The organism is Ruegeria denitrificans (assembly GCF_001458295.1).
GTDB lineage: Bacteria > Pseudomonadota > Alphaproteobacteria > Rhodobacterales > Rhodobacteraceae > Ruegeria > Ruegeria denitrificans.
On record NZ_CYUD01000009.1, the window covers coordinates 37,364 to 49,368 of the forward strand.

Consider the following 12,005-nt stretch of genomic DNA (forward strand, 5'->3'; position numbering starts at 1 on the left):
TTCCCATGTTTCTGATCGGATTGCTGGGTCTGGCCGCCGTTGGCGGCGCGGCGTATGCCATAAGCGACGCGTTTGTCCCCGATGACACGCCCGAGGATGACGACAGAATCGATGATCAGCCCGACGCCGTCTCTGAAGACAATTTCCTCGAGATCGACGAAGATCCGGCCCTGACCGAGATCGCCGCGGAAGATCCGGAACCATCTACCGGAACCCTCCTATCCGAATTCGAAGGCGATCTGGTCATTGCAGGAACCGAAGAAACAGACGTACTGACAGGGCAGGACGGGGATGACCAAATCAACGGATACGGCGCGGACGACACCATCAACGGCGGTGCCGGAAATGATGTGCTGTATGCCGGTGACGGCGTCGATATCGTCTCGGGCGGTGAGGGTGACGACATACTGCATGGCGAGGACGGGGATGACTTGCTGGCCGGGGATGAAGACGACGATACCCTTTATGGTCATTTCGGCGCGGATCGACTGGAAGGGGGCGAAGGTGAAGACACGCTCTATGGCGGGCAGGACGATGACACCCTTGAAGGTGGCGAAGGCGATGATGCGCTGCACGGTGGTTATGGCGACGACATCCTGGACGGTGGCACGGGTGAGGATGTTCTGTTCGGGGGCGAGGGCGACGACATTCTGACCGGTGAAGAAGAGGATGACGCCGTCGATTTCCTGAATGGCGGTGCCGGGGATGATACGATTTTGGCCGATAGCGGCGACATTGTCACCGGAGGCGTCGGCGCGGATGACATCATCCTCACCCCCGAGGCCGAGGATGAAGCGGTGACCGTGATGGATTTCCAACCCGGTCAGGATAAGCTGTTCGTATCATGGGACGGTCCGGAAGACCCTGATATCCAGATCGAAACGGATGCTGAGAACGAGAACCTGACCCATGTGCTGATCGACGGGCAGGATGTGGCGCAGCTGCTGGGGGTTGAAGGCATGACCGCCGACGACATCCAACTGATCGCCGAAGCCGAACTGGCGCAATTGACCGCCTTGGGGTAGGCCGACAGAATCCTTTTGCTATTTTCCGAGAATACGCTTATACGCGCCCATCCGCATCGGAATCGGTGCGGTTTTCTCCATGGGCCTGTGCTGGACGACATCCCGGCCTGCGCCATCAACTCTAACCTTTAAAGGAGACCCCGATGTCGATTACTGCCGCTGAAAAAGCACGCGTCATGAAAGAATTCGCAACCAAGGATGGCGACACCGGTTCGCCTGAAGTCCAGGTTGCTGTCCTGACCTCGCGCATCACCACCCTGACCGAGCATTTCAAGACCCACAAAAAAGACAACCACGGTCGTCGCGGTCTGCTGAAAATGGTCGCCCAGCGCCGTAAACTGCTGGACTACCTGAAGGGCAAGGAAGAAGCGCGCTATCAAGACCTGATCAAAAAGCTGGGCATCCGCCGTTAAATTCGGTTCCTGCCGCTATTAGATTTCAGACGCCCGCCATTTTGGCGGGCGTTTTTTTAGAAATGCCACAGAACTGCTCTTCGCGGTATAAGCAGCACCAGGGCCTGATAACGGCATCTAACCCGTATTGATGAAGCTGTTATCGCGCCAAAGATACCTGGCATGTTAAAAATAGTGAAAAACCCCGCTTTGGCGGGGTTAATCAGTGAAGAAGTACACCGGAGCCTAGTGCATGCAGCAGAAAGCGCCGTGCTTAACGTCTTTCATCATCATGTCGAAATCCTTGCCGCGCATCTCAATCAAAGTTTGGTGGTCCCCCGCTTCGAACCAAACCCTGTCGAGTCCAGTGAGACTGTTGTCCACAACGGTCGGCAGATCATAAGCATCACCCACAGGTGGTATCGCGCCGAGCGCGCAATCATCAAACAATTCGCGCATTTCGGATTCAGGGGCTAAACCAAGACGGCGATCCATCATCGATTGCAGAGCGCTGAGGTCGACTTGATGGTTGCTGGGCAGAACTGCGAGAAGCGGACCCTCCTCCATGTGTATTACAACGGATTTTGCAAGGTGATCGCCGGGAACATGTGCCGCTTCAGCACATTCGCTTGCAGTGGCGGCATAGGGATGCGGGACAGTGTCAAAAGGAATCCCTTGGCTGTCGAGATGGTGCATTAGGCGAGATGCAATAGTCATGGTGCCCTCCATATCATAGAAGGCGTCCCGGACGCGGAGCGTGTCACGGTGCGCACCCAGGGCGCAATTTGGTGTATGAGTTCCTATTGTGCGCCCAATGAGCGGATCGGGCAAGGGGGGCGGGATCGCTGCCTACCTTTGCTGCCTAAGTCTCTGAAAAGACATTTCATAGCATAGACAGAAAGTTCGGTAACTTACCCAAGGTTCCGCACCAATAAGACAGCAACCAGCTCCATGTAATCGCGGTGCACGAGCAATTCTGCAATGCCAGCAATGTGCTCAACGCTAACCCAGCACGAAAAACGCCCGCCGACGGGCGGACGTTTCAATCATTTACTGCAAATATTCTACATCTTCGCTTTCTCTGATTTCAGCGCCAGCCACAAGCAGTAGCACATGATCAGAACCACCAGTGTGAAGGGGATGCCGGTTGATACCGCCGCGCCTTGCAGGGCGGCGAGGCCACCTCCGAGCAGCAGTGCGATGGCGACCAGACCTTCGAGCGTGCACCAGAACACGCGCTGGATGACCGGGGCGTCCATCTTGCCGCCTGCAGTGATCGTGTCGATCACCAGCGAGCCCGAGTCCGACGAGGTAACAAAGAACACCACGATCAGGATCAGGGCGATGGGGGCCACGATACCATAAAGTGGCAGCTCTTTCAGGAAGCCAAACAACGCACCTTCGGGGGCGTAGCTGTCGATCACCGTAGCGCGGACGCCTTCTGCTCCGCCTGCGTTCAGCATGTCGATGGCGGCTCCGCCAAAGGTCGACATCCAAAGGGCACAAACCGCCGTCGGTGCCAAAAGCGCACAGATGACGAATTCACGCACCGTTCGACCCTTGGAGATGCGGGCGATGAACATACCCACGAAAGGCGACCATGCAATCCACCAGGCCCAGTAGAAGGTGGTCCAGCCATGGAAGTAACTGGTATCTTCGCGCCCGAACGGGTTGGACAGCGCTGGCAGGTGCAGCACATAATCCGTCATCACGTTGAAATACCGAGAGATGGCAGTGCCAACTCCGGTGACAACGATCACGAAAATGAACAGCCCTACGGCCATGATCATGTTGATCTCACTCAGCCGTTTGACGCCTGCATCCATACCCATCAGAACCGAGCCCAGTGCGATCATGGTGATGCCGATGATCAGCAGGACAACAACGGTCGGGCTGGATTCGATGCCGAACACCTCGTACAGCCCCGCCGCAACCTGCTGCGCACCAAGACCCAGCGAAGTGGTCAGGCCGAACAGGGTGGCAAAGACGGCCAGCGTATCGATGAAATGTCCCCACCAACCCCAGACACGTTCGCCCAGGATCGGGTAGAATGCCGACCGCAGAGTCAGCGGCAGTCCAAGGTTATAGCTGAAGATCGCAAGGCTGAGGCCGACAGCGGCATAAACCGCCCAGCCCTCAAGCCCCCAGTGGTGGATGGTGCCGACGATACCGGCATATTCATTGCCCGGCACTGCGATATCAATGCCTAGCGGCACGGCGTTACCGTCTTCGGCAAAGTTGTAATAGACCGGCTCCATCACGCCAAAGAACAGCAGGCCGATGCCGATCCCGGCGGCGAACATCATCGCGATCCAACCAGCATAGGAATAGTCGGGCTTGGCGTCTTTGCCGCCAATCCGGACCTTGCCGACGGGCAGGATGATCAGCACCAGGCAGAACAGGGTGATCGCGTCCACGGACAGAACCAAGAACCAATCAAATGTACTGGTCAGCCAGGGGCGTAGCCAACCAAAGAACGTGGCTGCGGCCTCTTGGTTTGCCAATGCGATCAGAACAAAGGCAAAGATCAGGATACTTGAGATCAAAAAGACCGGGTTGTGGATATCCAGACCAAAGGGCCGGACGTTATCCTGCCCAAGCTCATATTCGGTCTCGAAATCATAGATCCGCGGATCCGGATCCAGCATTTTCTTGGTTTGAGACATTCGACTTTCCCTCAGTTTGCTGCGTGCAAACGCCAAGGTCTTCGGCCGACTGACGGATATGAGTATGTAACCCCCTTGGCGCGCTTCCGTCTTTTCAACCGCGGGTTCAGTGTTAACATCCTATACCGGCATCGAAATTTCACAAAACCCATTCATTATTCAGAATGTTAGCGCTTAATTGTGGACGAGGAACTGCGGCATTCGAAGTCACTGCAAACTACAGCGCCTATCAAAACAAGGGGTGACTTTTTTGACCGCCGCCTATCGTGCCAGCGTCGCGTTGGCCTTTATCTCGAAAATCCGCCTCATGTGCGTCGACGCGCCTCTTTCAAAAGAGTTCTCAAGGGGCTAATCGTTCCTCAAAAAATCTAGATTTAGGCATTCCAACCAGTCGCCCCGAATAACTCCACCCAATATTTAGCCCTATTGAGAACTTTTATGCGTGTCCTGCTCTATTTAGCGATGATGCTACTAACAGCCTGCACCGCTGATTTGCTTTCGCCCGCAGCACTATCGTCCAAAGTCGCTCAGGCTTCGACTTCAGAATTGTGCGCTGCCTATTTTCAACCCCGCACTACGTCCCGTGGTAAACTCATGATTGAAGCGGAACTGGCGGGACGCAGGGTGAACCAATGTGTTCTGGGCAACTACGGTCACCACAGCCTGTCGACCTTAGGAGAGACTGTATATGCCAGGCCTACTACAACCGATTTGATGACAGGTCTGGATAGCTATGATTGTAGTGACTTTCCAAACGGTGCAGCAGCCCAGAAGTTTTTTCTAGCCTCTGGGGGGCCGATCACTGACCCTCGTAACCTTGATGGCGATGGCGACGGCCTAGCCTGCGAGTGGCGCGCGCAGATCCTAAAGATGTCTACGTATCGTCGACCTGCGCCAGCCGTCAGGCGATCCTATTCTAACTGTTATACAGGCCCGCGCGGCGGAACCTATACGATCACAGCAACCGGCAACAAGAACTACGGCGGCTGCTAAGCCGCGCGTTTCCCGCAGCCTTATCCCTTCCCTTTGGTCGCGATCTCATGTATGCGCGCGATATCTGAGACGTTGTGCCCTGACCCCGGCACTCAGACGAAAACAAAAATGGGGTCGGCGGCAATGGGGCCGCCATGCAAACGGGAGACCCGGAGGGCCGGGAGTGCTCCCATCTAGGATACGCATATGTTTGATGTAACAAAGAAATCGATTCAGTGGGGCGAAGAAACGCTGACACTGGAAACTGGCAAGGTTGCCCGTCAGGCCGACGGCAGTGTGATTGCCACGCTGGGCGAAACCAGCGTCATGGCAAACGTGACCTTTGCCCGCGCTCAAAAACCCGGTCAGGACTTTTTCCCGCTGACCGTACACTATCAGGAAAAATACTATGCCGCCGGTAAGGTTCCGGGTGGCTTCTTCAAGCGCGAAGCGCGCCCGACCGAAAAAGAGACGCTGACCGCGCGTCTGATCGACCGTCCGATCCGCCCGCTGTTCGTTGACGGCTTCAAGAACGAAGTTCTGGTGATGTGCACCGTACTGTCCCACGATCTGGTCAACGACCCCGACATCGTTGCGATGATCGCCGCCTCTGCTGCGCTGACCATTTCCGGCGCGCCGTTCATGGGCCCGATCGCCGGTGCCCGTGTTGGTTTTGAGGATGGCGAGTACATCCTGAACCCGACCGTCGACGACATGCAGGACCTGCGCCTGAACCCTGAACAGCGTCTGGACCTGGTTGTTGCCGGTACCAAAGACGCCGTGATGATGGTGGAATCGGAAGCATACGAGCTGTCCGAGGCGGAAATGCTGGGCGCGGTGAACTTTGCGCATGAGCAGATTCAGCCGGTCATCGACCTGATCATCTCGCTGGCCGAAGAAGCCGCGAAAGAACCGTTCGATTTCCAGGCGCCTGATTATTCCGAACTGTCCGCTGCTGTCGCCGCCGCCGGTGAAGAGCAGATGCGCGCCGCCTTCGCGATCACCGACAAGCAGGAGCGCACCGCCGCTGTTGCCGCTGCCCGTGAAGCGATCAAGGAAGCACTGACCGAAGAGCAGCTGGAAGACGGCAACCTGGGTTCCGCGATGAAGAAGCTGGAAGCTGGCATTCTGCGCGGCGACGTCGTCAAAGGCGGCAAGCGGATCGACGGTCGTTCGACCACCGATATCCGCTCGATCGTTGCAGAAACCTCGATGCTGCCGCGTACACACGGTTCCGCCCTGTTCACCCGCGGTGAAACACAGGCGCTGGCCGTGACCACGCTGGGCACCGGAGACGACGAACAGTTCATCGACGCGCTGCATGGCAACTTCAAATCGAACTTCCTGCTGCACTATAACTTCCCTCCTTATTCGGTTGGTGAAGTTGGCCGCGTTGGTGGCCCCGGCCGTCGTGAGATCGGCCACGGCAAGCTGGCATGGCGCGCCCTGCAGGCGGTTCTGCCTGCGGCGACCGACTTCCCCTACACGATCCGCATCGTGTCGGAGATCACTGAATCCAACGGCTCCAGCTCAATGGCGTCGGTCTGCGGCGGTTCGCTGTCGATGATGGATGCAGGTGTTCCGCTGAAAGCACCGGTTGCCGGTGTGGCCATGGGTTTGATCCTGGAAGATGACGGCGATTATGCCATCCTGTCGGACATTCTGGGTGACGAAGATCACCTAGGCGACATGGACTTCAAAGTGGCCGGTACCGAAAACGGCATCACCTCGCTGCAGATGGACATCAAGGTCGCAGGCATCACGCCTGAGATCATGGAGAAAGCCCTGGCACAAGCCAAGGACGGCCGGATGCACATCCTGGGTGAAATGGGCAAAGCCCTGTCCGAGACCAACGAGTTCTCGGTCCACGCCCCGCGCATCGAGACCATGAACATCCCAACCGACAAGATCCGTGAAGTGATCGGCTCGGGCGGTAAGGTCATCCGCGAGATCGTGGAAACCTCGGGCGCCAAGGTCGACATCAACGACGATGGTGTGATCAAGATCGCCTCGCCCGACGGTGAATCGATCAAGAAGGCCTATGAGATGATCCACTCGATCGTCGCCGAGCCGGAAGAAGGTCAGGTCTACACCGGTAAAGTGGTCAAGATCGTCGACTTCGGCGCCTTCGTGAACTTCTTTGGCAAGCGCGACGGTCTGGTCCACGTGTCCCAGATCGAAAACCGCCGCCTGAACCATCCGTCGGATGTTCTGAAGGAAGGTCAGGAAGTAAAGGTCAAGCTGCTGGGCTTTGACGATCGCGGCAAGGTACGCCTGTCGATGAAAGTGGTCGATCAAGAAACCGGCGAAGAGATCGTTCCCGAGAAGAAAGAAAAGAAAGAGGAAAGCGCAGAGTAATCTGCCCTTCTCTTTCAAAACAGGAAAGACCCCGATTTCAGTCGGGGTCTTTTTTATTTGGACTGCTATTGAAACGCCTCCGAACCAAGCCGACAGTCAAAGAGGTGTTCTGTGAGGAAATACAATGATCCTGGAAATTCGTCACTACACGCTGAAACCCGGTCTCCGAGAAGAGTTTATTGCGTTCTTCGAAAAGCATAACCGCTCTGCTCTGCGCGAAGCAGGCATGCTTGTTTTCGGGCCACTGAGGGATCTGGAGGATGCCAACAAAGTACACTGGATGCGCGCCTTTCCCTCTCTGGAAGCACGAGAGCGGATAAAGAATGATTTCTACGAAGGGCCAGTCTGGCACGAGCAGATTGAGCCCATCGCAATGTCAATGATTGCCCATTACGATGCAGAGCTGACCGAGACAACCAATGGGTTTGAGACCTTCAAAGGTGCTCGGACACTTGACATGTAGTGGGAAACCGCGCCGCAGTTCGTATTTTGGACAAATGCAGTGCAGTCCGAAATTCAGTGCGCTATCCCCGTTGGCCCGTGCTTCATGACATGCCATTGGCCATAACTGTCGTTCAGGTCCAGTGTGATCGCCGCATCTGCCTTGGTCGATGCGCTGCCGATCTCAGCCAACGTAAACTCGATACCGCCGGGGATGTCGATCCTCACGCGATGCGGACCACCGCCATGTGGTGCCTGAATCGGCTCACCAGTCGATTGTAGCACGTCCCCGATGGTGACCTGGGCTGTACGCCCCTCCATGTCCATCTCAAATTCAATCGGCACATACAGAGTCTCGTGAACGTTATCGCACATCGTACGGAAAACGTGCCAATGGGTCGCCATTTCCTCGGTCTCTTCACCATGAAAGACTTTTTCCAATGCGGCGCGTTGCGCGCCCGAGGCGATTGGGTCGATGATCACCTGCATCTCGCCGCCGCCCTCAAATATCGGACCCGGCCAGGCATAGATCAGAGCGGCCTTCGTACCACTTAGATCGATCTCGCCAAAATATCCCTTTGTAATCTCCAACACCTCGAACCCGCGGCAATGCCCATGGGTCGGCAATTCCTCGAACTGGCAGGGGCATGCATACCCGCAATTGCAGTTCCCAAAAGCATCCCCTTCAACATACCAATCTGTAAATGCCATCGTCTTCTCCTGTTCAAAACAGTCTGAAATCCCGACGTCGCTGGTTAAATGCCTGTTGATTTACCCCTGCGACAGCCTAACACACATCGCCCATATTCAGAACCTTGTGCCGGAAATCGCCTTATGAGCGGCATAAACTTTGGTTCAATTTGCCCCGGTTCAACCAAAGACCAATCGCAGCGCAGCGCGCCGGGCCCCAGTTCGACCGTATCGCCACAACTCAAAAAAGGAGATGCGAAATGGAAACCCTGAAACTGCTGACTCTGACCGGATTGATCGCAACCGCACCAGTCCTTGCGCTTGCCAATGTCGGGCTGGGCGACAAACTGGGCACCACCGAGGCCGACATCCGCGCCACCCTTGAGGCGCAGGGATACCAGATCGAAGAGATCGAGTTCGAAGATGGAGAGATCGAGGTTGAACTTGTCAAGGATGGCGTGGAAACTGAACTGGTCCTGTCCGAGACGGATGGCGAGGTGACCGCCATCGAAATCGAAAAAGACGACGACTGACCGCGCGATATCAAAGGAGCGCCATGAAGATCTCTCAAACGTCTTTACTCTGGCTCCTTCTGGTGGTGCAGGCCCTCTGCGCCGCCTTTTTCATGACCGATGCGGCGCTGGACTGGACCGGCAAAGAAAGCGCGGGGTTCCGGCACCTGCACGCGTTCGAACTCGTTCTGGCGCTTGCCCTTGTTGGCGGTCTGATCGCCACGATCGCCCTGATCCGTGCCCAGACCCGGCGGGTGCAGGGCATGCAGAGGCAATTGCACGTGGCGCAAGGCGCCTTTGCTCAGATCATCGAAAGCCAGTTCGCTGAGTGGCAGCTCAGCAAAGCCGAGCGTGACGTTGCCCTGCTTTCAATCAAGGGCCTGTCCATCGCGGAAATCGCGGCACTGCGGCAAACCAAAGAGGGAACGATCAAAGCGCAAAGCGCGGCAGTCTATCGCAAGGCAGGGGTCTCGGGGCGGCTGCAGTTGCTCAGTTTCTTCGTCGATGAGTTACTGTCCGAACCGCTTATCAAAGACGTCTCCAACCGCTCAGACCCAGTGGCTTGAAATTGCGGCAATAGCACATTCCCAGCGTCAGACCTATTCACTCACGTCCCCCTAAAAACCTGTGACTCAAGGTGAAGGCCCAAAACCTTCCTTTCCGGCCTGCATAGCCCACATGGGTGTCATGCAAACACCGGAACAAAGGACATGTTTATGTTTACGCGCCTCATACTTGCCTCGACTGTTCTGACGATCAGCGCATCGGCGCTGGCTGCGCAGAACTTGGCGGACGGCCTTTATATTCAGGGCTTCGCGGGCTACAGCCAATTGCAGGACACTGACTTTGGCGGCACGGTCAACGGCGTGCCCCAGTCCGTGGATACCGATTTCGACTCGGGTTTTGGGTTAGGTGTCGCCGTCGGTACCGAAATCCCGCGCTGGTCGAATGACCGGATCGGCACCAGGGTCGAGCTGGAACTGTCCTACCGCGACAACGACGTGGACGGCGTCAACTTCTCGGGCAACGGACCGGGAAATGAGGGCAATACATCGGGCGACATCACGCAGACCTCGCTGTTTGGCAATGTACTGTTCGACATCAAGCAAAACAGCGCTTTCACACCCTATGTGGGCTTGGGTCTAGGCGTCACCTATTCCGATATCGATATCTCTTACGGGCCAGGCGTCCGGCTGGACGACAGTGAGACGAACTTTGCGGCCCAGGTCATTGCCGGCGTGGCCTATGAGGTCAACGAAACCACCGCATTGACCCTCGATACCCGCTACTCTCGCGCCTTCGACGTCTCAACCAACCGCGTGGCACCCAACGGGGCCTCTACCGGCTCGGTCGAAGACGATATCGACACGTTCAGCGTCAATGTCGGCCTGCGCTACGGTTTCTAAATTCAAACGGGGGCAGAGTTTCTATCCGGTTCCTCTTCCCCCGCATGGTCCCGTGTTCTATGCACGGGATCATGCGATCCTTTATCATCCATATGCCCTCCAGCACGGCGCGGCGACCCAATGCCGACAAGCTATGTACTGATCTGCCCAATGCTGAACTGTTCGAGGCCGTGAACGGCCGTGATCCTGATCAGATCGCAGGGGTTCAGCTTCATCCCGGCAATCTGCACCGGCCGCATTACCCCTTTGCACTGCGCCCGGCTGAAATCGGCGTGTTCGAAAGCCATCGCCGTATCTGGCGCAAGCTGGTCGACGAAGAGATCGATCTGGCCATCATCACCGAAGATGACCTGCGTATCGACCCCGCCCGCATGGCCGAGACGCTCAAGGTTCTGGCCCCGATCGCCACACCCGACCACTATATCCGCATTCCGGTAAAGCAGCGCGAGGTCCCGGTTCAGACTCTGGCCGAACAGAATGGTTTGCGGCTGATCCTACCCAAGGTGATCGGGTTGCAATGTGTCTGTCAGATGGTGGGAAGGCACGCAGCCAAACGGTTGCTGGCCGCCACCGAACAGATTGACCGCCCAGTAGATACGTTCATGCAAATGCACTGGCTGACGGGCCAACCCATCCACGCCCTGCTGGGTAGCGGCAATCAGGAAGTGGCGCGCGAAATCGGCGGCTCAACCATCCAGACCAAGCCGCCGCTATCCGATAAACTGACACGTGAATTCAAACGCGCGGCCTATCGGGCAAAGCTGCACCTGCACCCGCAGCGCCCGCCTGCTTCATCTGGCTAAAAATATCCTCGGGGGGAATCGCGCCCCATGGCGCGATGGGGGGCAGACCGCCCCCCTGACCCGGCCCCGCTTTACGCAGGTGCCTTAGTCTTGCGCAGATAGGGAAAGATCGTTTCGAACTCGCCGAACTTTTCTTTCGCTTCGTCATTGGACACGGCGGGCGGGATGATCACGTCTTCACCCGGCACCCAGTTGGCAGGTGTCGCAACACCTTTGGCCGACATCTGCAACCCGTCCAGCGCGCGCAGAATCTCGGCGAAGTTCCGGCCCACGGTCATCGGATAGGTCATCGACAGTTTTAGCTGCTTGTCCGGCCCGATGATAAAGACCGACCGCACCGTGGCACTGTCCGCGGGCGTACGGCCATCGGGCAGATACGCCTCGGCCGGCAGCATGTCGAAGGCCTTGGACACGGCCAGTCCGTCATCGGCGATGATCGGAAAGCCGGGGTTGGCGTTGCCGTAAGCCTCAATGTCTTTTTTCCACTTCTTGTGATCCTCAACCCCGTCGACCGATACGCCCAGAACCTTGGTATTGCGGGCCGCCCATTCGTCATTCAGTTGCGCCACGGCCGAAAACTCGGTGGTGCAGACAGGGGTGAAGTCCTTGGGATGCGAGAACAGGATGGCCCAGCTATCACCGATCCAATCATGAAACTGAATGGTGCCCTGATCCGTTTCTGCGGTAAAGTTCGGAACCGTATCATTGATGCGCAAACCCATGGCGAATCTCCTTTATTG

General features: G+C 56.8%; 13 protein-coding genes. 9 read left to right on the forward strand and 4 right to left on the reverse strand.

All coding sequences use genetic code 11. The annotated features are described in order from the left end of the window. The first annotated feature begins 5 nt into the window (after positions 1-5). The gene (locus tag RUE5091_RS14280) at positions 6-1,025 is read left to right on the forward strand and encodes a calcium-binding protein (RefSeq protein WP_058282611.1); all 1,020 of its coding nucleotides are present in this window, start codon (positions 6-8) and stop codon (positions 1,023-1,025) included. 143 nt (positions 1,026-1,168) lie between these two features. Beyond that, complete coding sequence (rpsO, locus tag RUE5091_RS14285; protein ID WP_058282612.1) at positions 1,169-1,438, forward strand: 30S ribosomal protein S15; 270 nt, start codon at positions 1,169-1,171, stop codon at positions 1,436-1,438. A gap of 225 nt (positions 1,439-1,663) precedes the next feature. On the opposite strand, the gene RUE5091_RS14290 is transcribed toward rpsO, so the two are convergent. Together RUE5091_RS14290 and RUE5091_RS14295 are read right to left on the reverse strand one after the other, a co-directional pair. Further along, a complete protein-coding gene (locus tag RUE5091_RS14290) occupies positions 1,664-2,134 on the reverse strand; it encodes an aminoacyl-tRNA deacylase (RefSeq protein ID WP_058282795.1) in 471 nt (156 codons plus the stop codon). A gap of 347 nt (positions 2,135-2,481) precedes the next feature. Further along, on the reverse strand, positions 2,482-4,083 hold the full coding sequence (locus RUE5091_RS14295; RefSeq protein ID WP_058282613.1) for a BCCT family transporter: 1,602 nt from the start codon (positions 4,081-4,083) through the stop codon (positions 2,482-2,484). A 714-nt stretch (positions 4,084-4,797) separates the two neighbouring features. Between RUE5091_RS14295 and RUE5091_RS23850 the strand changes: the two genes are divergently transcribed. The 3 genes from RUE5091_RS23850 (at position 4,798) to RUE5091_RS14305 (ending at position 7,876) form a co-directional block, all read left to right on the forward strand. Next, positions 4,798-5,076, forward strand: coding sequence for an excalibur calcium-binding domain-containing protein (locus RUE5091_RS23850; protein ID WP_370732349.1), 279 nt, complete (start codon positions 4,798-4,800; stop codon positions 5,074-5,076). 186 nt (positions 5,077-5,262) lie between these two features. Then, positions 5,263-7,413, forward strand: a complete 2,151-nt coding sequence (gene pnp / locus RUE5091_RS14300) for a polyribonucleotide nucleotidyltransferase (RefSeq protein ID WP_058282614.1) — start codon at positions 5,263-5,265, stop codon at positions 7,411-7,413. A 124-nt stretch (positions 7,414-7,537) separates the two neighbouring features. Next, on the forward strand, positions 7,538-7,876 hold the full coding sequence (locus RUE5091_RS14305; protein WP_058282615.1) for a putative quinol monooxygenase: 339 nt from the start codon (positions 7,538-7,540) through the stop codon (positions 7,874-7,876). Between the two features lie 53 nt (positions 7,877-7,929). Here the strand turns inward: RUE5091_RS14305 and RUE5091_RS14310 are convergent, their stop codons facing one another. Continuing rightward, the gene (locus tag RUE5091_RS14310; protein WP_058282616.1) at positions 7,930-8,565 is read right to left on the reverse strand and encodes a DUF1326 domain-containing protein; all 636 of its coding nucleotides are present in this window, start codon (positions 8,563-8,565) and stop codon (positions 7,930-7,932) included. Between the two features lie 239 nt (positions 8,566-8,804). Here RUE5091_RS14310 and RUE5091_RS14315 point away from each other — a divergent pair, with 239 nt between their 5' ends. The 4 genes from RUE5091_RS14315 (at position 8,805) to RUE5091_RS14330 (ending at position 11,265) form a co-directional block, all read left to right on the forward strand. After that, a complete protein-coding gene (locus RUE5091_RS14315) occupies positions 8,805-9,077 on the forward strand; it encodes a PepSY domain-containing protein (RefSeq protein WP_058282617.1) in 273 nt (90 codons plus the stop codon). Between the two features lie 23 nt (positions 9,078-9,100). Then, positions 9,101-9,622 carry a helix-turn-helix transcriptional regulator gene (locus RUE5091_RS14320; protein WP_058282618.1) on the forward strand — a complete coding sequence of 174 codons (522 nt, stop codon included), beginning with the start codon at positions 9,101-9,103 and terminating at the stop codon, positions 9,620-9,622. 150 nt (positions 9,623-9,772) lie between these two features. Next, positions 9,773-10,462 carry an outer membrane protein gene (locus RUE5091_RS14325; protein ID WP_165590785.1) on the forward strand — a complete coding sequence of 230 codons (690 nt, stop codon included), beginning with the start codon at positions 9,773-9,775 and terminating at the stop codon, positions 10,460-10,462. 71 nt (positions 10,463-10,533) lie between these two features. After that, positions 10,534-11,265 (forward strand): glycosyltransferase family 25 protein, encoded by a 732-nt coding sequence (locus RUE5091_RS14330; protein ID WP_058282796.1) that lies wholly within the window; start codon positions 10,534-10,536, stop codon positions 11,263-11,265. Between the two features lie 71 nt (positions 11,266-11,336). Here RUE5091_RS14330 and RUE5091_RS14335 read toward each other — a convergent pair whose 3' ends face one another. Beyond that, positions 11,337-11,987, reverse strand: a complete 651-nt coding sequence (locus RUE5091_RS14335) for a peroxiredoxin (RefSeq protein ID WP_058282620.1) — start codon at positions 11,985-11,987, stop codon at positions 11,337-11,339. Positions 11,988-12,005: the final 18 nt, after the last annotated feature.